This window comes from Pseudomonas sp. 5Ae-yellow (genome assembly GCF_014077575.1).
In the GTDB taxonomy this organism is placed as follows: domain Bacteria; phylum Pseudomonadota; class Gammaproteobacteria; order Pseudomonadales; family Pseudomonadaceae; genus Halopseudomonas; species Halopseudomonas neustonica.
The window spans coordinates 1-23245 of sequence record NZ_JACGWE010000030.1; the positions used below are offsets into that span (position 1 = coordinate 1).

General features: G+C 55.4%; 20 protein-coding genes and 1 pseudogene. 11 read left to right on the forward strand and 10 right to left on the reverse strand.

The annotated features are described in order from the left end of the window. Positions 1-703 precede the first annotated feature (703 nt). The 4 genes from H4J77_RS14890 to H4J77_RS14905 are packed head-to-tail and all read right to left on the reverse strand — an operon-like array spanning position 704 to position 5338. Complete coding sequence (locus H4J77_RS14890) at positions 704-2164, reverse strand: benzaldehyde dehydrogenase (protein WP_123890786.1); 1461 nt, start codon at positions 2162-2164, stop codon at positions 704-706. Between the two features lie 27 nt (positions 2165-2191). Then, positions 2192-3757: an FAD-dependent oxidoreductase gene (locus tag H4J77_RS14895; protein WP_123890785.1), complete on the reverse strand. Its 1566-nt coding sequence runs from the start codon at positions 3755-3757 to the stop codon at positions 2192-2194. 16 nt (positions 3758-3773) lie between these two features. Then, the gene (locus H4J77_RS14900) at positions 3774-4370 is read right to left on the reverse strand and encodes a gluconate 2-dehydrogenase subunit 3 family protein (RefSeq protein WP_123890784.1); all 597 of its coding nucleotides are present in this window, start codon (positions 4368-4370) and stop codon (positions 3774-3776) included. 56 nt (positions 4371-4426) lie between these two features. Then, on the reverse strand, positions 4427-5338 hold the full coding sequence (locus tag H4J77_RS14905; protein WP_123890783.1) for a transporter: 912 nt from the start codon (positions 5336-5338) through the stop codon (positions 4427-4429). Positions 5339-5671: 333 nt separating this feature from the next. Between H4J77_RS14905 and H4J77_RS14910 the strand changes: the two genes are divergently transcribed. Further along, entirely contained in the window at positions 5672-7567 is a 1896-nt protein-coding gene (locus H4J77_RS14910) for a sigma-54-dependent Fis family transcriptional regulator (protein ID WP_123890782.1), read from the forward strand. Between the two features lie 30 nt (positions 7568-7597). On the opposite strand, the pseudogene H4J77_RS20405 reads toward H4J77_RS14910, so the two are convergent. From H4J77_RS20405 to H4J77_RS14935, 5 genes and pseudogenes are all read right to left on the reverse strand, one after another. After that, a pseudogene (locus tag H4J77_RS20405) lies at positions 7598-7987 on the reverse strand (methyl-accepting chemotaxis protein); the annotation flags it as partial. Positions 7988-8716: 729 nt separating this feature from the next. Beyond that, positions 8717-9505 carry an alpha/beta fold hydrolase gene (locus H4J77_RS14920; protein WP_123890781.1) on the reverse strand — a complete coding sequence of 263 codons (789 nt, stop codon included), beginning with the start codon at positions 9503-9505 and terminating at the stop codon, positions 8717-8719. Between the two features lie 14 nt (positions 9506-9519). Then, positions 9520-10722: a 3-oxoadipyl-CoA thiolase gene (pcaF, locus tag H4J77_RS14925; protein ID WP_123890780.1), complete on the reverse strand. Its 1203-nt coding sequence runs from the start codon at positions 10720-10722 to the stop codon at positions 9520-9522. A gap of 8 nt (positions 10723-10730) precedes the next feature. Then, positions 10731-11504, reverse strand: a complete 774-nt coding sequence (locus H4J77_RS14930; protein ID WP_123890779.1) for a CoA-transferase subunit beta — start codon at positions 11502-11504, stop codon at positions 10731-10733. Then, on the reverse strand, positions 11504-12319 hold the full coding sequence (locus H4J77_RS14935) for a CoA transferase subunit A (protein ID WP_123890778.1): 816 nt from the start codon (positions 12317-12319) through the stop codon (positions 11504-11506). Before H4J77_RS14935 ends, H4J77_RS14930 begins: the two co-directional genes overlap by 1 nt. A 191-nt stretch (positions 12320-12510) precedes the next feature. Here H4J77_RS14935 and H4J77_RS14940 point away from each other — a divergent pair, with 191 nt between their 5' ends. Beyond that, the gene (locus H4J77_RS14940) at positions 12511-13290 is read left to right on the forward strand and encodes an IclR family transcriptional regulator C-terminal domain-containing protein (protein ID WP_123890777.1); all 780 of its coding nucleotides are present in this window, start codon (positions 12511-12513) and stop codon (positions 13288-13290) included. A gap of 38 nt (positions 13291-13328) precedes the next feature. Here H4J77_RS14940 and H4J77_RS14945 read toward each other — a convergent pair whose 3' ends face one another. Next, positions 13329-14231, reverse strand: coding sequence for a LysR family transcriptional regulator (locus H4J77_RS14945; protein WP_123890776.1), 903 nt, complete (start codon positions 14229-14231; stop codon positions 13329-13331). A 105-nt stretch (positions 14232-14336) separates the two neighbouring features. Here H4J77_RS14945 and H4J77_RS14950 point away from each other — a divergent pair, with 105 nt between their 5' ends. The 9 genes from H4J77_RS14950 to H4J77_RS14990 all read left to right on the forward strand — a co-directional run bounded on the left by H4J77_RS14950 (position 14337) and on the right by H4J77_RS14990 (position 23244). Further along, positions 14337-15458 (forward strand): muconate/chloromuconate family cycloisomerase, encoded by a 1122-nt coding sequence (locus H4J77_RS14950; protein ID WP_123890775.1) that lies wholly within the window; start codon positions 14337-14339, stop codon positions 15456-15458. A gap of 33 nt (positions 15459-15491) precedes the next feature. Then, a complete protein-coding gene (catC, locus tag H4J77_RS14955; RefSeq protein ID WP_123890774.1) occupies positions 15492-15782 on the forward strand; it encodes a muconolactone Delta-isomerase in 291 nt (96 codons plus the stop codon). A 114-nt stretch (positions 15783-15896) separates the two neighbouring features. Then, positions 15897-16835 carry a catechol 1,2-dioxygenase gene (gene catA, locus H4J77_RS14960; RefSeq protein WP_123890773.1) on the forward strand — a complete coding sequence of 313 codons (939 nt, stop codon included), beginning with the start codon at positions 15897-15899 and terminating at the stop codon, positions 16833-16835. A 5-nt stretch (positions 16836-16840) separates the two neighbouring features. Further along, positions 16841-18217 carry a Rieske 2Fe-2S domain-containing protein gene (locus tag H4J77_RS14965; protein WP_123890772.1) on the forward strand — a complete coding sequence of 459 codons (1377 nt, stop codon included), beginning with the start codon at positions 16841-16843 and terminating at the stop codon, positions 18215-18217. Beyond that, entirely contained in the window at positions 18214-18705 is a 492-nt protein-coding gene (benB, locus tag H4J77_RS14970) for a benzoate 1,2-dioxygenase small subunit (protein ID WP_123890771.1), read from the forward strand. Before H4J77_RS14965 ends, benB begins: the two co-directional genes overlap by 4 nt. Before the next feature lie 20 nt (positions 18706-18725). Further along, positions 18726-19754 (forward strand): benzoate 1,2-dioxygenase electron transfer component BenC, encoded by a 1029-nt coding sequence (benC, locus tag H4J77_RS14975; RefSeq protein ID WP_123890770.1) that lies wholly within the window; start codon positions 18726-18728, stop codon positions 19752-19754. Continuing rightward, entirely contained in the window at positions 19751-20530 is a 780-nt protein-coding gene (benD, locus tag H4J77_RS14980) for a benzoate diol dehydrogenase BenD (RefSeq protein WP_123890769.1), read from the forward strand. The genes benC and benD overlap by 4 nt, the downstream gene beginning before the upstream one ends. 66 nt (positions 20531-20596) lie before the next feature. Then, positions 20597-21949 carry an aromatic acid/H+ symport family MFS transporter gene (locus H4J77_RS14985; protein ID WP_123890768.1) on the forward strand — a complete coding sequence of 451 codons (1353 nt, stop codon included), beginning with the start codon at positions 20597-20599 and terminating at the stop codon, positions 21947-21949. A 119-nt stretch (positions 21950-22068) separates the two neighbouring features. Further along, complete coding sequence (locus H4J77_RS14990; protein WP_123890767.1) at positions 22069-23244, forward strand: benzoate/H(+) symporter BenE family transporter; 1176 nt, start codon at positions 22069-22071, stop codon at positions 23242-23244. The last annotated feature ends 1 nt before the right edge of the window (position 23245 follow it).

Below are 23245 nucleotides of genomic sequence, written 5' to 3' on the forward strand. Positions count from 1 at the left end.
CGCTCAAAACGCGGTATCGATTGACCCATCGTGACCGCTCAGAGTACAAAACCCGTTCCAGCGTGAAGGCCGTGTGCAAATCGGTCACGATCACCGGAATGACCGGTCACGTTCGCCGGAATACGCAACTCGCTTTTCTCTCCCTGTGACAGGCTTGCTGGTAGATCCCTTTGTGGTGCGAACCGTTTGCGTGGGGTGGGTGTATCGTCACGTCAAAGCGGATCCGCTAACGGGGCGCTTCGTTGATGGAAACCTACTCCACACGTCGTATGTCGTCGGCTTTGCTGAGAATGGGGAGTTTGTCGTGATTACCACCTTGAACAGCGTTTACGTGTGTGTCGCCATGGAAGAGCAAAGGCAGGAGTTGATCGCTAGTCTTAGCATATTGCCGAACCTGTGCGGCCAGTGTACTTATATTTAGTCCGACGATAAGCCTGAGCGCTAGTATTGCAATGGTTGCCGTTCTTATTCTGCTCATTTCAATATCTCTAATTGTTTTTATTGCCGGATCATCAGAGGCGTCAAGGGACTAAGAAGCTATCCGCTTCCTGGACATGATTATCTAGTGATTGCATAGACATGAACGGATCGTCGCAGATAGGGCAGTTGGCATAAAAAAACCCAAAAGGCATGAAGCCTTTTGGGTAAGTGCACGTCGCCCGCTGAGGACAGGCACCCAAGATTGATTTGTGCAGGTCGGTGTTCAGAACGGGTATTGAATGCCCTCGGCCATCACGCTGACCCATTGACTGGTAGTGAACTCTTCGATATTAGCGGGGCCGCCAAAACGACCGCTGTTGCCGGAGCTGCCCATGCCGCCAAAAGGAACTTGGAACTCGTTGTTCACGGTTTGATCGTTGATATGGATCATGCCGACTTTTAGCTGCCCTGCGATCTTGAGTGCTCGCTCTGTCGAACCTGAGTGAATGGCTGCGGCCAAGCCATACGGGGACTGGTTGACCAACGAACAGGCATCGGCATCCGAATTGAAGACCATTACCGGAGCTACTGGACCGAAGACTTCCTCAGCGAATACGGGCATGTCGGGAGTCACATCGGCGATTACAGTAGCTTCAAAGAAGCTGCCGTTGCGTTTGCCGCCAGCAACGAGCCTGGCGCCCATTTCGAGAGAGCGATTAATGAGATCCTCGACACGGCGAGCCTGGGTGTCGTTGATCAGCGGGCCGAGATGCACTTGCTCCTGGTGTGGATCACCGCAAACCAGATTTCTAGCCCTAGCGGCAAGCCGCTCAATGTACTCATGTGCTACGTCTTGATGCACCAAGTGACGACCAGTTTGCATACAGATCTGTCCCTGGTGCAAGAATGAACCCCAGGCCCCGCACGAGCTGGCGATGTCGAGATCAGCATCTCCAAGGACTATCTGCGCGTTATTACCGCCTAGCTCCAGTGCAACCTTCTTCAGCATCCGGCCGCAGGTTTCACCGATTTTTCTGCCCACTGCAGTAGAGCCAGTGAAGGAAATCATTTTGACTAGCGGATGTTCGACCAGTGCTTCGCCCACTTCCGGCCCGCCTGGCAGTACGTGAAAGACACCTGCTGGTAGCCCAGCGTCCTCCAGTATCTGAGCCATTAACGCTCCGCCACAAATGGCACTTTTAAGATCGGGTTTCAGGATCACGCAGTTACCCATTGCCAACGCTGGGAAAACGGAACGCATGGCCAGAAGGATTGGGAAGTTCCAAGGCGCAATCACGCCGACTGTACCCAAGGGCACGCGCGTCCAGTAATTTCGTTTTCCTGGCGTTGTGGATGGGAAGATCTTGCCGTTGGCCTGCATAGGTAGAGCAGCCGCCATTTGCGCTTGCTCATAGGTCGACTGCAGCTCAAATGCGGCCTTCGGTGCAATTGAGCCACACTCCCGGGTATTCCATCCGTTGATTTCCTCTGCCCGCTCCTTTAAAAGGGCGGCAGCCTTGCGAAGAATCTCGGCTTTCTGATCAAAAGGAACATTCATCCACTGCTGTTGAGTCGCTTGTGCGAAAGTGGCAGCACGATCAACATCGGCTGGAGTAGCGGTCATCAGGTGCGAGATGACTTCTCCGGTTGCTGGCTCTGTAACTGCAACTTGTTCACCTTCGCCAAGTTGCCATGCGCCCAGGAACAGATTTTTTTCCCAGACGGGGGTTACTGACCTATCCATTTTTACTCCTCGATCTCTTCGTCTTTATCAGGCGTGAGCCTGATTTATCTGGTCACTGATGTAGTGGGCTAGTGCGTATACGGTTTCGGATGGGTTATAGCCGATGGACGTGGGCAGCAGACTTGCATCCACGATGTAAAGATTCTTGACCTCATGGGTTTCACCCTTGGGTGACACCACGGTTGTTTTAGGGTCTGCGCCCATGCGACACGTCCCTTGAGGATGGAAAGAGGTGTAGCGATAGCGCGCCGGCTCATTGTCGAGACCGTCAATAACGGCATCAATCTGGTCTTCACTGTCGATCGTCAGTTTTTGCGAGGTTGGTATATATAAATACTTCGCGCCGGCGGCGAACAGTACCCGTGCGTTGGTTTTAAGGCCTGCTTTCATAATCTCGAAATCCGCATCGTCAACGAAGTATTTGATCTCCTTGACCCCGTCCTTCCAGTTCACTTCTCCCACGTTCTGATCATGGATCAGGGTGATGAGACGAACTGTATTCCTGTATTTCGACATGTATGACATGTAGGGCTTTCCGGTGCCCGGGTCGGCCTGGAAGCTAGCTTCTACCGGGTCCTGGATGGCGTCCAGCAGGAGATAGCCGCCGTCCTCGGGCATGGTGTACTTATCCATGTATAACGAATGGGTCGCGCCGTAGAAGGCGTCTATATTTTTCTCAAACATGCCGGTGATCGACATGGTCGGATGACAGGCAAAGTTTTTGCCCACTTGGCCGTTGCTGTTCGCCAACTTGCTCTTCTGAAGCAGGATTGGCATCTGGATCGGACCTGCGGCGCCTACTACGATAGGGGCGTTTATCTTGAGTTTGCTTTTGACGGCTTTGGTTGCCGGATCAATGATCTCTGCCAGCACCCCTGTGGCTTTTCCGTTTGCAGCAAGAATTTGCGTAGCTCGGGTGTCGGAGTAAATAGTGGCGCCGTGGGCCACTGCCCAGGGAAGATAGGTCACCAGCATTGACTGCTTGCGATCCGATTTGCAACCCGCAAAGCAGAAGCCGGTCATGGCGCAGTTACGTATGTTGCGTGAAGCGTTGCCCTCGGGTAGGTCGAGCTTCTTCATGCCCCCCTTGAGCAATTGGGCGGCGATACTTGTCTCATATGGCTTGTTGGGGGCAATGCCTAGATTGGCTTCTACTTTTTCAAAGTAAGGCCGCATAACCTCGGGAGTCAGATTAGTTAGCCCGAACTCTTTGGCCCACAGTTCGAGATAGTAGTCCGGAGTGCGGAAACACAATGCCGCGTTTACCACCGTTGAGCCACCAACGCACGCGCCTTGGAGGATAGAGATGTCTCCGGCCGTGTTGGATTGCCCGCCATGGTCGGCATACAGGGTGTCCATGGAGACTGCCATCATTTCAGTAAACTTCTCAGAGGGTACGTAGGGTCCAGCTTCCAGCACCACTACTTTTTTGCCTGCTTTGGCTAGCTCATATGCGGCAATCGCACCACCTGCGCCGGAACCGATCACCACCGCATCGACATTGAGCTCGATGCTGTCTTGGGTGACATCCGAAGCTTGAGTTACCTGTAAACCATGGGCAGGCACTGTTTTAACTTTTATTGTTTTTTGCATGATCTATTTCCACCAATCAGCTTTTCGGTAAAGGGGCATTGCCCAGAGATTCCAGATTCCACTTGTCAGTCACTGGGCCTCCATATCCGAGAGGCACCCACGTGGGTGGGTTGGCCCAATAGGCTAACCCCACCAGCTTTTTTAGGCCTACCGTCAATGCGCGGTGGGAGACTTCATCGGAATCGGCCCATGTATCGCAAAATTCCGCCGCCTGTGCGTTGGAAAGTTCTACGAATGGTTTGCCGTACTTCGCTTTTGGGCCATCGTTGAAGAACGCAATGCCTCCTTTGAGTCCTTGGAGGATATTGGGTGCCATAGTGGCCAGTAGAGCTGCGTCTAGTGTCTGCATTACGGCAATGTCGCTCGTCGGCACCAAGTCAGTTCCTTCAGTCACTAGGACCACTTCCATCAGGCGATACATAACCTGATACTCACCGATTGACATTACCTTGATGCCTGCAGGGAGGGAGGCGAAAGCATTGGTCGCGCCCAACAGGCCGCTGCCAACCGTTACCGCTACCGCAAGGCAACTGGCAGCTTTGAGAAAGCTGCGGCGGCTCAGACCGTTTATCTGGTCAATAGCGTCTTTTGTTTGATCGCTCATCTGACTCATAGTGTTCTCCTGCGTTGTTGTCTGGACTAAACATCCATTAGCTGATCGAGACGGTCTCAAAACACCTTGAGAATACGCAGATTCACGCGAGCATCCTCTTCGAAGCCATTTTTAACACTAATGTCCTGGCCGGCTTGTAGTTGAAGTTGAATGGTCGGATCAATGAAGGTGGCATAGGTAGCCAGCCAGCGGTTGGTGTTGACTCGGTCGTCCTGATCTACCCCGGCAACGGTGGTTTCGCCACCAAAGGAATGATAGTAAGAAAGCGCTACATGGCTCTGCTTGGGTAATAGGTAGCGCAGATGGCCTTGCAGGCTCTGAGCGTCTTCCTGCTCGCGCCGCATTCCGAGGAAGTCGTCGTTAGTTCCGTACACTGAATACTCTGCGATGAGGTCCATCACCACGCTGGTACTCAAGTGCTTGACGTAGGCTGCTTGGAAAATCCCTTTCCAACGATTCTCGCCAATATTCACCGGCCCTTTATCCCCATCGTACTCACCGACAGGCAGAGAGACGAAAGCTGATAGACCGGCCCATTCTTGAGCGTCTGGGTTATTCAAGAACCAGGCTGTTGCGCCAATTATCGGGTCTCCCACGCCACTGCTAGAGGTTGGTTGAAGTGGGCCGAAAGCTTCAGTCAGCTCCACTTCGCCAAACGGAACTATGATCTGCGGATCGACGATAACGCCGCCAATGTCCATGTAATGAACAAATCGGGCTAGCCCAATGGTTGTATCCAGACCAGCCTTCCCCGGCACTTGATCGTCATCGGAGTAAACGGTATCGCGGGTGGCGTACTGCCCGTAAAGAATGGCCAGATTCGTTCCGGCTGGCAGGGGCGTGTAGTCACCGGGATCTGTTGCGATTTCGGCGGAATAGGCGGTGCTGGAAAAGAGGCTGGCAGCGAAAAGCAGAGCAGAAAACTTGGCAAGGGGTTCGAACTTAGTGGGTATCAGGGTTGATCGCATTAGTGCACTCCAGGCTTTGTGTTGTTTTTGTAAATGCGGGAGGAGCAAAGCTAGGATCGTGCCAATCGATGTGTAGCGCCGTATATTTCTCAAGCTTATGAATATATTAGGTTTTTATTTTTCAGGAAAAATGATGGCTGAAGTTAACCCGTCTCATTCAGGGAAACTCCGAGACAGAGTCCCAAACTGAGACGGCTTTAGGCTGCCGCTGATTTTTTGCGCAAGCGTTGCTGCCAACGTGCTAAAGTTTCTGAGGTAAGACAAAAAGAGCCGACATGGCCAAAACGCAGGGTCGCATAAAATTATAATCAGTCCTGCGAGAGAGGTAATACAATGCCCCTGCTTATTCCTGCCGATCACATGCGTGTCAGAGCACGAGAAGCGTTTTTCGAACACGGCCAGATCCCCACTGGCTTAATAGATGATGCAATCGTGGATTCGTGGCGGCGTTGCTCAGCCGCGAGCAAAAACGTCAGTGAGCAGGTCGAGTTCGATACTGTTACCAGAGTCGGTTTATTGGAGCTCCTGGACAGTAATCGAATACTGCTCGATGCCGCCACGCAGCCCTTGGAGCAGTTGGGCCAAACTGTTAACGGGGCCGGCTACTCGGTTCTACTGACTGATGAGAACGGCATCGCGTTGGCAGCCAGGCGCTCTGAACAATGTGCCCATACCCTGATCAGCGGGGCGTTCCGCCAGGGCGTAAATCTTTCCGAGACTAATATCGGTACTTCGGCCATGTCCTGTGCCGTATCGGAACGTCGTCCGGTACTGGTCTCGGGAGTAGAGCACTACCTTCATGCCAACCACGTCTTCAACTGCGCAGCCTCTCCGATAGTAGACCCGATGGGTCGAGTGCTTGGCGCCATTGATATTACGCGAGGGAATCCGCTTGAGCCTGGCAGCGCTCTTTCGTTGGTGCAGCAGTGTTCTGCGCGCGTTGAACGTCAGTTGATGGGAATGTTATCGCCCTTTCTAATGGTCTGTCTGGGCTGGGAAACGAGCGATCACGATAGACCGGGAGATTTGCTGGTAGCTCTTGGTCCGGAAGGCCAGGTACTTGGCCTTTCGCCACGGGTGAGAGAGTTGACGGGGCTGGCTTCGACCGACTGGAGCTTGGGCTTCCAAGATATTTTCGACCTGCGGTTCGAAGAGTTGGTTGATGGCTTTCGGCGTGGTAACCAGCCAATGATGGCGAGAATGCATTCTGGGCTGTCCTTCTCGCTACGTTCGGTTGGCGCTGCCTCCCGAAAAGCGGTCAAAGGACCAGCTCAGAACAGCCTGACGAGAAATCTGCCACATTCCACGGATTTCGGTGATCTCGGCATCAATAGCCAGGTCGCCGTTGCGATCCGCGCCATGAGTAAAGGGCTACCAGTATTGCTGCTTGGAGAGACTGGGACCGGTAAGGAAGTGATGGCTACCTCGTTGCATAACAACAGCGCATTCGCTGCAGGCAAGTTCGTTGCCATTAATTGCGCAGCTATTCCCGGTGAATTAATCGAAGGTGAACTTTTTGGACACTCGGACGGGGCTTACACAGGCGCAAGAAGGGGTGGAGCGTCCGGCAAGATTGAGCAGGCAGATGGGGGAACCCTATTTCTGGACGAAATCGGCGACATGCCCCTCGCGCTTCAGTCTCGATTGTTGAGAGTGCTGGAAACCCGCGAGGTGACTCGATTGGGCAGTGTTACCCCCAAGAAAGTCCGATTCCAGCTGATCTGTGCTACCCATCGTAATCTGGCTGATGCGACCAAGTGCGGAGAATTCAGAGAGGATCTGCTCTATCGTATCAAAGGCATGATAGTGCGTTTACCCCGGCTTTCAGAGCGCTCGGATTTGAAAGCTTTCATAGTTCAACAGTGCTCCAGATCAACACAGGGGGGGCGCGAACTTTCGGAAGAGTGCTTGACCCATTTGCTCCGCTACAGCTGGCCGGGCAATGTGCGGGAGCTTCTCTATGCTCTGACACATGCTGACGCGGTGGCGGAACCTGGAGTTGCACTGGAGCTTTGTCACTTGCCGGAAGAAATTACCGCTGCGCAAGCGGACGCCGCGCTGGGGCGGCTTGCAGCAGAAGGCGGAACTTTGAAAACCGTGGAGCGGGTGGTGATTGAAGAGGCACTAGCCTTGGAGGAGGGAAATGTCAGCCGGGCGGCTAAGCGCTTGGGCATTGGCAGAGCTACTTTATATCGCAGGCTCAAAGCGGCTCACACGGGTCGTCATTAGGTCGCGTGCCGGGCTTGCCCGGCTACCGCTCTATTCCTTCTCTGCGCTGAGGTCTCTATGTAGCTGTTGGGTGAGCTCACGCTGAACCTTTAGCCGGTCGGTAATACCCTGCACAACTCCCATGCGTGCCACTGCTCCGGTCTTGATATCGGTCATCGCCCGCAAGGCTTCGCTGGATTGATCCAGGCAGCGGTTACATGACTCGCGGATGCGAGACATGCCTTTACCAGCCTCAACTGAAGTAGTATTGAGATTTTTAGCAATGGCACCAATGCCGGTACTTGATTCGTTCGCACGCACTGCTAGATGGCGGACTTCATCGGCGACTACTGCAAAGCCCCGGCCGTACTCCCCCGCGCGTGCCGCCTCAATGGAAGCGTTTAACGCCAGTAGGTTGGTCTGCTTGGCTATATCCTGAATGTTGCCTACGATCTTGCTGATTTCACCGGACTGATTGCCCAGCTGAATGAAGATGTCATCAATACGGTTCATGAACTCGGACAGCTCGCGGATAGATGCTTCCGAATCGGAGATACAACTGGCGCTGTGGTCCACCTTGGTACCTGAAGCCTTGGCCAGCCTGCCAGCCTCGATCATTTCCTCCAGAACTGCTTCCACATTAACGCGTAAATCGTCCAGGTGTTTCATGATTAAGGGTGCTGGGGAAGCTTGAATAGGTAAGGTTAGGGCTTTTTTTCCCGTGTCCAGTTCTGACTCCGGCCCAGGCTCTGTTGGCGGCTCCGGCAAGAGCCTCTGCGGTTGCTCGTAAATGGCAACGGGGGTGGGCTTGATTTTGACGCAGAATGTCAAGGCGACAGCTGCGAGGCCAAGCGTTATGGCCGCGAGAATGAACTGAATTCCAGCATTAGCGAAAAATAGCTGCGCCGTTGAGCTGAGAATTGTCAGCAACAGCGCTCCATAAGCTAATGCTTTGGCCGATCCGGTGAAAGCCCGGTCCGGATGGGACGTGAGAGTTTCGGTCATAGCTTTCTCCATGTGGTACGACTTCCATCGTTGCTGAACGCTAATGCATCTCTATGGCTGAGCCTATCCTCAGAATGCAGAGGTTTGTCCATATTCTGAAAGTTGTAATGCAGTATGAGTAGTGGGTCAGGCTAGGGAAGCACCAAGCCTGACTGTGCTGGCTGCTCAGACCATATAGTCGATCAATATTTGGCTCAGTTCACCAGGGCACTCTACCGAAGGAACGTGGCCGACCTGCTCGAGAATAATCGGCGCAGCGGCGCCACTAATCTGCGCCAGGGTTTCCAGTAACGCTGGTGGTGTGGCGACGTCGTCGCTGCCTCCGACCAATAGTAGTGGCGTACGAAGCTGTTGCAGCTTTTCGCTGAAATCACAGGTCCCAAGCATCTCGCATAGCAGGGCGTAGCTGCGATCATCGCCACGGCTCATGATCACCGTCCAGCCTTCTACCAGGGCAGGTTGCTGCTGGCAGCTTGCCGTACTAAACCAGCGCGGTACGATTGCTGCAGACATGCTGTTAAGACCTTTCTGCAGCACATCGGCAGACCGGGTCGCCCACCCATCCCGAGTGCCAATCACCGCGCCGGTGTTGGTAAGTACGGCGGAGGTCAACCGATGCTCGTGGTAGGCAAGCAATTGCTGACCAACGACGCCCCCGATAGACGTGCCTGCGAAGTAAAAAGTGTTAGCGCCGGCTAAATCCGCCAGCGCCAGCGCTTCTGCCGCCAGATCTTCCGCTGAGATCTGCTCGGACGCTTCGGGCCAAGCCGCACTGCCACCGTGCCCGGGCAGGTCCCAGGTCAGAATGCGAAATTTGCTGAGCAAACCTGGGATAACTTCGTCCCACGCCCCCTGCGTCATACCTAAAGCATGAGCCAGTATCAGCAGCGGTTTGTCATTGTCGCCCAATAGGCGATAACAAATTGTGCGGCCCTTATGTTTTAGAAATGCCATGTAATGTCCTTAGCTCAAACGCGTTCGATGAGTGTAGCAATGCCCTGACCGACACCAATGCACATGGTACACAACGCGTACCGGCCGCCCGTGCGCTGTAACTGGTGGGCCGCAGTCAGAAGTAGACGGGCGCCGGACATCCCCAGCGGGTGGCCGAGGGCGATGGCGCCGCCGTTCGAGTTCACTCGAGGATCATCGTCGGCGATGACAAGCTCACGCAAGACGGCCAGCCCTTGGGCTGCGAAGGCTTCGTTCAGCTCTATTACATCCACATCTTCAATGCGAATGCCCTGTTTTTCGAGCAGCTTGCGCACCGCCGGCACGGGACCGATTCCCATGATTTTCGGTTCCACACCGGCTGTCGCCATACCCAGAATACGGGCCATGGGTTTAAGCCCGTGCCGCTTCACGGCCGCCGCGCTGGCAACCAGCATGGCGGCGGCGCCATCATTGACGCCGGAAGCATTGCCGGCTGTCACGCTGCCGCCAGTGCGGAACGGCGCGGGTAGTGCAGCCAGCTTTTCAAGGGTGGTGCTGCGCAGGTGCTCGTCAGTGTCGAATACCTGTGGCTCCTGCTTGCGGCGGGGAATGCTTACCGGCGCGATTTCCTCGGCGAAAATGCCCGCCTGCTGTGCCCGGGCGGCTTTCTGCTGGGATGCCAGTGCGAATTGATCCTGATCTGCCCGCGATATGTTGAATTGCTCAGCTACGTTCTCCGCCGTTTCGGGCATGGAATCCACGCCGTATTGCTTTTTCATCAGCGGATTTATAAAGCGCCAGCCGATCGTGGTGTCTTCGATATGTTGGCCACGGGAGAAGGCGTCGCCGGCCTTGCCCATGACATAGGGTGCACGGGACATGGACTCCACGCCACCGGCCAGTACCAGGTCCATTTCGCCGGCGCGAATCGCCCGAAAGGCGCTACCCACCGCGTCCATACCCGAGCCACACAGGCGATTGAGCGTGGTGCCAGGCACCGAGGTAGGCAACCCGGCGAGCAGGGCAGACATGCGCGCTACGTTGCGATTGTCTTCGCCCGCCTGGTTGGCGCAGCCCATCATTACTTCGTCGATGGCAGCAGGGGCCAGGTCCGGTGCTTGTTCCAGCACGGCGCGGAATATCTGCGCGGCCAGATCGTCCGGGCGCACGCTGGCCAGGGCGCCGCCGAAACGCCCGATAGCGGAGCGCCTTGGATGGCAGAGAAAAACATCAGTCATTGTAGGCCTCACTGTTGGGCTGCGTGATGGGCGTCGGTGCGGGCCTTGAGGTCACGTAAGACCTCAAGCTCCCGGGCAGACGGCGCGGGTGTGACAGCCAGTTGCTCGGCAAAGCGGATCTCCCAGCCGGTGGCATCGATCACTTGCTCGCGGGTCACACCAGGGTGCAGCGAGGTAACCACCAGTTCTTTGGTGTCCGGATCGGGCTTGAGAATGCACAGGTCGGTAATCACCACGGTCGGACCCCGTCCTATGTTAGGCACGTTATCTCGGGCTTTGCCGTCACGGCCAAAGCCGACGGTGGTAATGAAGTCCACGTCCTTGACGAAAGTGCGCTTTGACTGTTTGACCGTAATAAACACTTCCTGGGCATTGGTACCGATTTCGGGCGCTCCACCACCACCTGGAAGGCGCACTTGGGGCTCAAGATAATCTCCAATCAGCGTGGTATTGATATTGGCGTAGCGATCAAGCTGAGCGGTACCCAAAAAGCCGACGCTGACGTGACCACCCTGTAGCCAGTAACGGAACATTTCCGGTACCGAAACAGTGGTCAACGCAGATTCACACAGCTCACCGTCGCCAATGGAGAGCGGCAGCACGTCAGGCTTGGTCTGCAAGGTGCCGGATTCGTAAATCAGGGTGACATCGGGTGCGTGAGTCAGTCGCGCCAGGTTGGCAGCCTCGCTGGGCACACCGATACCCACGAAGCAGGTCATATCATTGGTCAGCGCTCGAGCGGCGGTGACGCTCATCATTTCCGCAGAGGTAAAATCGCTCATTACGCAGCTCCTTTTTCAAACACATTTTCTTTCAGCCAGGCCTGGAACGTCTCCCGGTCACGGGCGATGCCATCCCATTCTTTGTAGAAGGCGTTGTCCCGGTCGTAATAACCCAGGGCGTAGGAGGGGCTGGCGCCGCGCGGCGCGACTACAATCGACGTGATGGCCCAAGAGGGCAGTACGCAGGCATTAACGCCGGCATTCAGGTCGTCCACTACCTCCTCTACGGTGACAATGCTGCGCTTTGCCGCCAGCACTACCTCTTTCTGAATGCCGATAATCCCCTCAACCAGCACGTTGCCCTTGCGGTCAGCGCGCTGCGCGTGGATCACCGCTACATCGGGGCGAATTGAGGGCACGGCCGCTAGGCGTTCGCCGCTGAACGGACACTCAATGAACTTGATCTGGTCGTTTACTTTTGGCAGGTCGCTGCCCACATACCCGCGCAATATCGCCAGTGGAAGACCGGCCGCGCCCGCTTCATAGGCGCAGGCCATGGCTGCGTGACTGTGTTCGAGAATCTCCAGCTTGTTCGGCCAACCTTTTTCCACAGCGTCACGCAAACGATGCAGGGAACCCACGCCAGGGTTGCCGCCCCAAGAGAAGATCAGCTTTTTGGCACAGCCGGCGCCGATCATTTGGTCGTAGATGAGATCCGGCGTCATGCGCACCAGCGTCAGGTCACGTTTTTCCTGACGGATGACTTCATGGCCTGCCGCAAACGGGATCAGGTGGGTAAAGCCTTCCATGCAGACCGTGTCGCCATCGTGGATGTGGCGGCTCACAGCTTCCTGGAGGGTGAGAAATTCAGCCATTACTGTATCTCCATTATCGCGATTGATTAAAGTTCGCTAAACGAACATATGTTTAATATGCGAACATAATGGAGCCAAGTTTTTGCCGTCGTCAAGGATAAAATTTAATCATCCGCCGAAATGCACAGATGTTCGGACACCGAACTAGCTGCTAACATGCCGCAAATTATTGAGCAAAATGGGGAGTTACAGTGGAAGATCAGCTTCTTCAACCGGGTGATCGCGACTATGTAGGGGCGCTGGCCGCGGGCCTGGAGGTGTTGCAGGCATTTGATGCCGAGCATGCGCGCATGACCTTAAGTGAAGTCGCCGCCCGCACCGAAATGGATCGGGCCAAAGCCAGGCGGTTTCTGCTCACCCTGCACGCGTTGGGTTTCGTCAAACGTAGTGGCAGGCAGTTCGAGCTGACGCCTAGGGTGCTGCAGTTGGGTTACGCCTATCAGGCTTCCAACAATTACCGCGCGGTAATTCTGCAACACCTGGAGGACATTACCGCTGAGCTGGGCGAATCGTCTTCACTGGCGGTGCTGGATAGTGATGATGTGGTGTATGTGCTGCGCTCGTCGGCCCGGCACCGGCTAATGGCCATCACGTTGTCGGTAGGGACCCGCTTGCCGGCCGCTTATACGTCCATGGGCAGAGTACTGCTAGGGCAATTGTCAGAGGCAGAGCTTGATGCGTACTTCGCCAGGGTAACTTTGCACGCTTTTACCGCGCTCTCTGTGACCCGACCCGCTGCTTTGAAAGAAGAGATCATCAAGGCAAGAGAGCAGGGTTATGCCATCGTCGACCAGGAGCTGGATTCCGGTTTGCGCTCGGTTGCAGTGCCGGTGTTTGCCGGCAACGGCGAACTGCTTGGGGCGATCAATATCAGCACTAACGCGGCGCGGGTGGATATGCAAACGCTGAAGGACGTTTACCTGTCTCGTCTGCAGCAAGCCGCTGAAGCCGTGAGGCAGTCCACGCGCTGAGCTTTGCGATAGAGCGCGATCCAGATACGGCAGGGTGATTATGGGTAGCGTCCGGTCAGCCGATTCTCCACCAATCCATCGAGGATGGTGTTGGCCAAGCGCATGACCGCATTGGGGTTTTCTCCGCGCCGGCGGCAGGCAATTACCGGTACGGTGATGTTGTCGTCATCCAGAGGCATGTACTCCACGCCCTCTCTATGTAATCGCCGGACTTGTTCCGGCACCAGAGTAAAGCCCATATCAGACGCCACTAGTGATAGCGCTGTCTGCAAATCATTGACCTGCTGGATTACGTTCAACCGCAAACCGCGTCGGTGAAATAACCCTTGGGTAAGGTCGGAGAAATTGGGGCCGGGGCCTGAGGGGAAAGTGATCATTGGCCATGCAGAGAGTTCTTTCATAGACGGCCTGTGATGAGTTAGAGGATTGCCTGCGGGAATGGCGGCAATCATGGGTTCATCGAATAGCAGCTCCTGATCGACGTCAGGATCTTCGATGCGAATGCGGCCAAAGCCTATGTCTATTTTGCCGGCCTTGAGCGCATCCACTTGCTCGCGGGTTTTCAATTCGTGCAGAACGATTTCCAGATTCTTGTTACGCCGCAAGCGGCGGACCATCAGTGGCAGCTGACCATAGAACACCGAGGGTACGAAGCCTATGGAGAAAACGGTTTTACGGTGCTGAGCGATCCGCCGGGTGTCATTAACGGTGGCATTTACCTTGTCGAGAATCTGGCGAGCTTGTTCCAAAAAATATCTGCCGCCTGTGGTTAGCTCAAGGCCCCGCGATTTACGGATAAATAGCTCCACACCTATTTCCTCTTCCAGCTGCTTGATTGCGCGGGTTAAGGGAGGCTGAGCTATAAAAAGCTGTTTTGCTGCCCGCGTGAAGTTCTGCTCCTCCGCCACTGCCATGAAGTAGCGCAAGTGTCTTAGCTCCATCCATACCTCCAAGGTATAGCTCTCTACTTAATCTGTATTGGTTCATCTTCATGAAACTTTGTACTGTTCGAATCACAATTTTTCCACCTGCGATTCGGAGAGCAAATGCCCGCAACCATTCAGTCCATCGAAGCCATCCTGGTTGATATACCAACCATCCGGCCGCACAAGCTATCCATGACAACCATGGGGGTTCAAACCATGGTGATAGTGCGTATGAAGGATTCGGATGGGCTCGAAGGTCTGGGCGAAGCGACTACCATCGGTGGCCTGGCTTACGGTCCCGAAAGTCCTGAAAGCGTAAAGCTTACTATCGACGCCTATTTCAAGCCGTTGCTGCTGAATCAGCCAGCGAACGCTATCAATACCCTTAGGGTAAGGCTAGACCATGCTGCGCGTGGAAACAACCTGGCCAAGTCCGCGATAGAGACCGCGCTACTGGATCTGCAAGGCAAACGTTTGAATCGCCCGGTTTCTGATTTGCTCGGCGGAGCGTTGCATGCCCATATTCCGGTGCTCTGGACGCTTGCCAGCGGCGATACCGAGAAGGATATCGACGAAGCTCAAACCCTGCTGGCGCAGAACCGCCACTGCGACTTCAAATTGAAGATCGGCTCGCGTGCGCTGATGGATGACGTCCGCCATGTCGCCGCGATCAAGTCAGCAGTCGGATACAACGCCAGTGTGCGGGTCGACGTCAATCAGGCCTGGGATGAAAGCACTGCTGCAAAGGGCATGGCCGAACTGCAGGCTGCAGGCATCGACCTGGTCGAGCAGCCCACACCAATGAAGGATTTTGCCGCGCTGGTACGGCTCTCAAACAAGTTTCATATCCCCATTCTGGCTGATGAGTCTGTCGCCGATGCCAAGGATCTTTTTGCGTTGGCCGCTGCCGGCTTTTCCGGCGCGGTAGCGATGAAGATAGCCAAGGCCGGCGGACCCATCCGTGCACTCCAGCAGGCACAGGTAGCCCAAGCCGCTGGTATCGGTCTGTATGGCGGCACCTTGCTGGAAGGCACCATCGGTACCGTCGCGTCCCTGCACGCCTGGTCCACTCTGGAAACCCTGCATTGGGGCACCGAGATGTTCGGTCCGCTGTTGATGAAGGACGACATCGTGGTCAAGCCGCTCAACTTTCATAACAACGGTGTGGACCTCCCCACCGGCCCGGGCCTGGGCGTCGACATCGACGAAGACAAGTTGGCCTTCTATCGCCGCAAGACATAACGCGCCTAAAGCTCAGCAACTGGAGAAAATCCCATGCTTTTTAAAGTCGAGATGAAAGTGAATATCCCCCATGACATGCCTGCCGATGTGGCTACGGAGGTCAAGACGCTCGAGAAAGCCTACGCCCAAGACCTGCAGCAGCAAGGCAAGTGGCGTCACCTGTGGCGGGTAGCGGGTAGCTACGCCAACGTCAGCATTTTCGATGTTGCGGACAACGCTGAACTGCAGGAGCTGATCAGTAACCTGCCGCTGTTCCCTTATATGGATATTTCCGTCGCACCCCTGTGCCGTCACCCGTCCTCTATCCGTGAAGACGACAGCTGACAGGGACGATTACAGAAACCCGGCGCATACCCAAACCCAGGCGCCATAAAAAGCCTGTTGCTGATTGATTTGAACGTTCTGAGCAACAAAAACAAGAAACTGAGGAGACCGACAATGACCGTTAAAACGATGCAAGCTGCCGATGTGAAGGAACTGCTGGAGAAGGTTGCCGGCTTCAACAAATCCGGTGGTGATGAACGGGTGAAGAAAATCGTTCACCGTGTCATGCACGACATTTTCCAGATCGTCGAAGATTTCGATGTTTCGCCTGAGGAGTTTTGGAGCGCCGTGTATTACGTCGGTGAGCTGGGCGCCAACGGTGAAGCTGCGCTGCTGGCCCCGGGCTTGGGAATGGACCGCTATCTGGACATCCGCCAGGATGCTAAGGATGAGCAGGCCGGCTTGGCTGGCGGCACCCCGCGCACTATTGAAGGCCCGTTGTATGTTGCAGGTGCGCCTATCAGCGACGGCTTTGCCCGCATGGACGACGGCTCTGACAAGGAAGCGGAAGTCATTCTGATCAAGGGTCAGGTTACTGATGAGAAAGGTGTTCCGGTCGCCAATGCTATGGTCGACATCTGGCAAGCCGACACCAAAGGCGCCTATTCTTTCTTTGATCAGTCGCAGAGCGAATATAACCTGCGTCGTCGCATCAAGACCGATGCCGACGGCCGCTACGCCGCACAGAGCATCATGCCCTCCGGCTACGGTTGCCCACCAGAAGGCTCTGCCCAGAAATTACTGAACCACTTGGGTCGTCATGGCCAGCGTCCCGCACATATTCATTACTTCGTGGCCAAGCCTGGCTTCAAACATCTCACCACCCAAGTCAACATCGCTGGTGATGAATACACTTTCGATGACTTCGCCTTCGCCACGCGCGAAGAGCTGGTGGTAGACGCCAAGCCTGTGCAGCGCTCCGAGACGGCTGAAAAGCATGGCATAACTGGCCCGATTACTGAGGTCGAGTTCAACGTGGTGCTGGTTGCCACGGACAAGGCCGAGCTGTATGAGCGCCATGCGCGTCCCCGCGCTCTAGAAAATGCGGAGTGAATATCATGACTAGCAAACTCTCAAAACTCGCTGAAAAGGTAAAGGGCGCCGTCGTCGCAGACCCTGCAACCGGTCGTTACCAGTGCGACCGGGGCATATTTACCGATCAGGAACTATTCGAACTGGAGATGAAATATATCTTCGAAGGTAACTGGGTTTACCTGGCTCACGAGAGCCAGATCCCCGAACTGGGCGACTATTTCACCGTAACTGTAGGCCGCCAGCCGGTGATCATTACCCGCACCAAGGATGACGAGCTCAAGGCTATCCTCAATACCTGCTCGCACCGTGGAGCGACACTGTGCCGCAAGAAACGTGGCAATAAGGCTTCCTTCACCTGCCCCTTCCATGGCTGGACCTTTCGTAATGACGGCCAGTTGCTAAAAGCCAAGGATCAGAAGAAGGGTGGCTATCCAGAGCAGTTCAATACTGACGGCTCGCATGATCTCAAGCAGTTGCCGAAGTTTGGCAACTATCGCGGCTTCCTCTTCGGCAGCCTGAATGCCGATGTGGTGTCCCTTGAGGAACACCTGGGGGAAACCACCAAGATCATTGACAACATCGTGGATCAGTCTGAAGACGGTCTGGAAATCCTGCGGGGCACCTCGACCTATACCTACGAGGGCAACTGGAAGCTCACCGCTGAGAATGGCGCGGACGGTTACCACGTTGGCACCGTGCACTGGAACTACCTATCCACCATGGGCCAGCGCAACTATGACAAGGGCGGCACCGAGGCAGTTGATGCCAAGAGCTGGTCGGCTGACGGCGGATTTTACTCCTTCGAAAACGGCCACATGATGCTCTGGACACGTCTGCTAAACCCGGAAGTGCGGCCGATCTTCAGCCAGCTTGAGCGCTTGCGTCAGACCTTTGGCGAGGCCCGTGCCGATTCTATCGTGCGCACCACCAAGAACCTGTGTCTGTACCCTAATGTGTACCTGATGGATCAGTTCTCCACTCAGATCCGCGTGACTCGTCCGATCAGCGTCAACAAGACCGAGGTGACCATCTATGCTTTCGGCCCGAAGAACGAGCCGGCTGAGCTACGTACCAAGCGCATTCGCCAGTATGAGGATTTTTTCAACGTCACCGGTATGGGTACACCGGATGACCTGGAAGAATTCCGCGCTTGCCAGAACGGTTACGAAGCACAGGGTATGCGCTGGAACGACATGAGTCGCGGTGCCACGCACTGGATTGACGGTCCGGATGAGCATGCCAACCAGCTAGACATGAAGCCCAGCATGAGTGGCGCCAAGCCCGATGATGAAGGCCTGTATGTAAATCATCACCAGCACTGGCAGGTGGAGATGCTCCGCGCCATTGAGGCCGAACGCGCTAACCTCATTCCGGTGACCGCAGAGGAGGCAGCGTTATGAGCCTGAGTTATCACGACATTGAGCAATTCATCATCCGCGAAGCGCGCTTTCTGGATGACCGTGAGTGGGATCAATGGCTGGCGTGCTACCACGCAGACGTTACCTACTGGATGCCAGCCTGGGATGACAACGATGAGCTGACCGAAGATCCGCAACGGGAAATCTCGCTTATCTATTACCCCAACAAGGATGGCCTGGAGGATCGGGTTTACCGCATCAAGACTGAGCGCTCCGGCGCTAGCTCCATGCCCGAACCGCGGACCACGCATTTCACTAGCAATCTGGAGATCCTGTCCCAGACCGAGAGTGAAGTGAAGCTGCGGTTCAACTGGCTGACCAAGGCCTATCGCTACAAGAAGACAGCCGAATTCTTCGGCACATCCTTCTACACCCTGGATGTCACCGGTAAACAGCCGCTGATTCGGGAGAAGCGGCTGGTCCTGAATAACGATTGCATCAATCAGGTGCTGGACGTTTACCACCTGTAATTGATCGGGAGAGCAGCATCATGAGTTATAACATCGCGCTTAACTTTGAAGACGGTGTAACCCGTTTTGTGTCCTGCAACGAAGGCGAAACTGTGCTGGATGCGGCCTACCGTGCGCAGATAAACCTGCCCATGGATTGCTCCGACGGCGTTTGCGGTACCTGCAAGGGTGCCTGCCGCCAGGGAGAGTTTGACTTGGGCGAGGAGTATCTCGAGGAAGCATTGTCCGAAGAGGAAGTGACGCAGGGTATGGTCCTGACCTGTCAGATGGTGCCCTCCAGTGATTGTGTTGTCGAAATTCCTGTACCTTCGACCATGTGCAAGACCGGTAATGCGGCGGTGACCGGGAAGGTTGCCGAGGTGAACCTGATCTCGCCTACATCCATCGAGCTCAAAATCAGGGTAGAGGAGGAGCTCGCCTTCCTACCGGGGCAGTACGTGAACATTCAGGTGCCGGGCACCGAGGAAACCCGGGCATATTCTTTCAGCTCCAGGCCCGGCAGCCGGGATCTGAGTTTTCTGATCCGTAATGTGCCAGGCGGGCTAATGAGTTCCTGGCTGGTGGGCGAAGCGCGTACCGGTGACAAGGTGACACTTACTGGCCCGATGGGTAGCTTCTATCTCCGGCCAATCGAGCGTCCGGTTTTGATGCTGGCTGGCGGCACTGGCCTGGCCCCGTTTTTGGCCAAGCTTGAGCACATGAAAGCCAACGGTTGTGACCTGCCTACGCATCTGGTCTATGGCGTCAGCACTGAGGATGATCTGGTTTGTCTGGATATACTCGACCGCTTCGTCAGCGAGCTGCACAACTTCACCTACGTCACCTGCGTGTCGAGCACCGACGGCGACCACGCGCGCAAGGGTTACGTCACGCACCACATGGATGAGGCACCTCTCAACGAAGGCGATGTAGACGTCTATTTGTGCGGGCCTCCGCCCATGGTCGATTCCGTCCTCGCATTCTTCCGCGAGCAGGGCATCACCCCTAACTCCTTCCATTACGAGAAGTTCACCCCAAGCCTGTCAGCCGCGCAGGAGCAGGTGGCATGAGCGCCCGCTTCACCGACAAGGTTATGGTCATCACCGGGGCTGCGCAGGGCATTGGCAAGCGCGTAGCCGAGCTGGCTGCGGCAGAGGGCGGCCGGCTGCTGTTGGTTGACATCGCCGAGTATGTTCAGGGGGTCGCTGCTGATCTAAGGGAGCAGGGCGCAGAAGCCGTCGCGGTCCAGGCTGATCTGGAAACCTGGGCCGGCGCAGAAAAGGTCATGACGGAGGCTTATCAGCAGTTTGGCCGGATCGATATCCTGATCAACAACGTCGGCGGGACCATCTGGGCGCAACCCTTTGAGCACTATAGCCCTGAGCAAATCGCGAAGGAAATCCAGCGCTCACTGTTTCCCACTCTGTGGTGTTGCCGCGCAGTGCTGCCCTACATGCTGGAGCAGCAGGGCGGGGTGATCGTCAACGTTTCCTCCGTTGCTACCCGAGGGCTGATGCGAGTGCCCTATGGCGCTGCCAAGGGCGGCGTCAACGCCATGACCGTCAACCTGGCTTATGAGTACGCGCCGCACAACATCCGTGTGAATGCCACTGCGCCCGGCGGTACGGAGGCTCCGCCACGGCTGACGCCGCGCAACCTCAGCACTCAGAACGACCAGGAAAAGGCCTGGTACCAGACCCTTGTCGATCAGACCAAACAGAACAGCTTCATGCAGCGTTATGCCGATCTGGATGAGCAGGCAGAGCCCATTCTGTTCCTAGCATCGGACGCCGCCAGTTTCATAACCGGAACCGTGATTCCGGTCGCCGGTGGAGACCTGGGTTAACAGGCTTCGTCACTTAAACCAGGAAGGTAACTCCCGCACAAAAACAAATAAGGCGAGTACAGACCGATGAGAAATATCGACGTAAACAACGTTATCGATAACGCCACATTCAGCCGCTTTCACTGGAGGGTGCTCTTCTGGTGCACCCTGATTATCATCTTCGACGGCTACGACCTGGTGATCTACGGTGTGGTACTGCCTATCCTCATGGACGAGTGGCAACTAAGCCCCTACGTTGCCGGCCTGCTAGGCAGCAGTGCGCTGTTTGGCATGATGTTCGGCGCTATGGGGTTCGGTATGTTGTCGGATCGAGTGGGCCGCAAGAAAGTTATCATTGGCTGCGTAGTGCTGTTCAGTGTGACCACGGTGGTTAACGGCCTGGCTACCACGCCCTGGCAATTTGGCGTGCTGCGCTTTATCGCTGGGCTCGGCATTGGCGGCGTTATGCCAAACGTGGTGTCGCTGATGAGCGAATACTCGCCAGCGCGCAAACGCAGCACCCTGGTAGCGCTGATGTTCAGTGGATACGCCGTGGGCGGGATGATATCTGCTGGCCTGGGTATCTGGATCGTGCCTAATTTCGGCTGGCAGATCATGTTTTATCTGGCCGGCGTGCCGATGCTACTGCTCCCTTTAATGCTGAAATACCTACCTGAGTCCGTAGCCTTCCTGATGGCGCAGCGGCGCGAGAACGAGGCGCGCTATGTGCTTCAGCAAATCGCGCCGCTGATGAACATCCGTAAGGATGATGTGCTTGAAGTACCGCCTACCAACGACAGCAAGGCACCGGTGCTGGAGCTATTTCGCAACGGCCGCGCAATGAGCACCGTGATGTTCTGGATAGCATTTTTTTGCTGCCTGTTAATGGTATACGCCCTCGGATCCTGGCTACCTAAATTGATGTCGAACGCCGGGTATGCTTTGAGCTCAAGCCTTATGTTTTTGATGGTGCTCAACGTCGGAGCAATTGTCGGCGCGGTTGGTGGCGGCTGGTTAGCGGATCGTCTATCGCTGCGTTCGGTGTTGGTAACCTTTTTTATCATGGCCTCAGCTTCCTTGGTTATGCTTGGCTACGACAGTCCGATGTGGTTCCTCTACACGCTGGTGGGTATCGCCGGTGCAACCACTATCGGTTCGCAGATCCTCTTGTATGCCTACGTCGCCCAATACTACCCAACCGCCATTCGTTCTACCGGCCTTGGCTGGGCCTCTGGGATCGGCCGCAATGGCGCCATCGTTGGCCCGTTGCTGGGTGGTGCGCTGCTAGCGACGGCCATGCCGCATCACATGAATTTCCTCGCACTTGCAGTGCCAGGCGCCATCGCCACTGTGGCCATAGCGCTAGTTGGCCGGCGTGGACTTGACTCTAAGTCAGCGCCGGTATCAAAGCTCCCTGGTATGGACGTCAGCAGTAACTAGATATCGGATCCTGCATGCGACCCAGGGTTGGCAACTCCGTCCAGCCCTCTTTTAGCCCCGGCGCGTAAGCGCATGGGGCTCTTTTTTAACCAACAATAATGTTGTCACAACGGAACGTTATGTCGAGATTTTTGAAAGACTTATCATTGCCCGCAGCGGTTGCCGGTTTTCTGGCTGTGTTGGTGTCCTACTCAGGGCCGCTTGCGATTTTTTTTCAAGCCGGAGAAAGTGCCGGTATATCCACGGATATGATGACCTCCTGGGTTTGGGCTATTTCGATAGGCGCGGGTATATCCGGGATCATTCTGTCCGTTTGGTTCAAAGCGCCAGTAGTCACTGCTTGGTCAGCGCCCGGTACAGCCTTACTTGTTACGCTGTTTCCAGAGTTATCTTTGAATGAGGCCATTGGCGCCTACATTACGGCAGCACTCATCATTGTAGTCATCGGCATGTCGGGCGCTTTCGATACGTTTGTCCGCGCAATACCCAAAGGCATCGCCGCAGGGATGATGGCAGGCATTCTGTTCCAGTTTGGAGTAGGGGCGTTCGTCGCCATTGAGAACACGCCGCAGTTGGCGATCGGTATGCTTGTGGCCTATATGGTATTTCGGCGCTTATTCCCTAAGTACACCCTGATACTGTTATTGGTTACTGGTGTGGTTCTGGCGATATTGCTGGAGGGCGCATCGCTTTCTGGTATTGGTTTGAACTTGGCAGTTCCGCAATTTATCCGGCCAGAATGGACCTTGAGTGCCACCCTGAGTCTTGCTATTCCTCTGGTGCTGGTGAGCCTGACCGGTCAATTTCTCCCAGGGATAGCTATCGTTCAAAACGCAGGTTATCCGGTCAAAGCCAAACCTATAATCGCTGTAACCGGCTTGTTATCGCTACCTATAGCATTTTTTGGGGGTATTACCATCGTAGTGGCGGCAATCACGGCGGCGATCTGCACTGGTGAAGATGCTCACAAAGCTTTATCGCGTAGATACGTCGCAGGTGTCTTTAACGGTATTTTCTATCTTATCGGCGGCTTGTTTGCGGGGACCATCGTGAGCTTGTTCACGTCATTGCCAGCCGCGTTTGTCGCAGTGCTGGCGGGTCTGGCATTGTTGAGAGCGATTGCTTCCAATCTGTTTTCTGCGCTGGAGGAGGGCCGGGATCGTGAAGCGTCATTGGTTACTTTTTTGGTTACTGCCTCCGGTATGTCTCTCTACGGGTTATCGTCCGCGCTTTGGGGTGTTGTAATAGGCTACGGCTGCTATGTGTTGCTGAACGTTTACGCCGAGAGAGAATGAA

Coding starts and splice junctions, on each gene's coding strand:
- H4J77_RS14930 (WP_123890779.1), bottom strand. CDS start 11,504: ATGAGCGATTTTACCTCTGCGGAAATGATGAGCGTCACCGCCGCTCGA.
- H4J77_RS14990 (WP_123890767.1), top strand. CDS start 22,069: ATGTCGAGATTTTTGAAAGACTTATCATTGCCCGCAGCGGTTGCCGGT.
- H4J77_RS14900 (WP_123890784.1), bottom strand. CDS start 4,370: ATGAGTCAGATGAGCGATCAAACAAAAGACGCTATTGACCAGATAAAC.
- H4J77_RS14905 (WP_123890783.1), bottom strand. CDS start 5,338: ATGCGATCAACCCTGATACCCACTAAGTTCGAACCCCTTGCCAAGTTT.
- H4J77_RS14965 (WP_123890772.1), top strand. CDS start 16,841: ATGACTAGCAAACTCTCAAAACTCGCTGAAAAGGTAAAGGGCGCCGTC.
- H4J77_RS14920 (WP_123890781.1), bottom strand. CDS start 9,505: ATGGCATTTCTAAAACATAAGGGCCGCACAATTTGTTATCGCCTATTG.
- benB (WP_123890771.1), top strand. CDS start 18,214: ATGAGCCTGAGTTATCACGACATTGAGCAATTCATCATCCGCGAAGCG.
- H4J77_RS14895 (WP_123890785.1), bottom strand. CDS start 3,757: ATGCAAAAAACAATAAAAGTTAAAACAGTGCCTGCCCATGGTTTACAG.
- H4J77_RS14935 (WP_123890778.1), bottom strand. CDS start 12,319: ATGGCTGAATTTCTCACCCTCCAGGAAGCTGTGAGCCGCCACATCCAC.
- catC (WP_123890774.1), top strand. CDS start 15,492: ATGCTTTTTAAAGTCGAGATGAAAGTGAATATCCCCCATGACATGCCT.
- benD (WP_123890769.1), top strand. CDS start 19,751: ATGAGCGCCCGCTTCACCGACAAGGTTATGGTCATCACCGGGGCTGCG.
- catA (WP_123890773.1), top strand. CDS start 15,897: ATGACCGTTAAAACGATGCAAGCTGCCGATGTGAAGGAACTGCTGGAG.
- pcaF (WP_123890780.1), bottom strand. CDS start 10,722: ATGACTGATGTTTTTCTCTGCCATCCAAGGCGCTCCGCTATCGGGCGT.
- H4J77_RS14985 (WP_123890768.1), top strand. CDS start 20,597: ATGAGAAATATCGACGTAAACAACGTTATCGATAACGCCACATTCAGC.
- H4J77_RS14910 (WP_123890782.1), top strand. CDS start 5,672: ATGCCCCTGCTTATTCCTGCCGATCACATGCGTGTCAGAGCACGAGAA.
- H4J77_RS14950 (WP_123890775.1), top strand. CDS start 14,337: ATGCCCGCAACCATTCAGTCCATCGAAGCCATCCTGGTTGATATACCA.
- H4J77_RS14890 (WP_123890786.1), bottom strand. CDS start 2,164: ATGGATAGGTCAGTAACCCCCGTCTGGGAAAAAAATCTGTTCCTGGGC.
- benC (WP_123890770.1), top strand. CDS start 18,726: ATGAGTTATAACATCGCGCTTAACTTTGAAGACGGTGTAACCCGTTTT.
- H4J77_RS14945 (WP_123890776.1), bottom strand. CDS start 14,231: ATGGAGCTAAGACACTTGCGCTACTTCATGGCAGTGGCGGAGGAGCAG.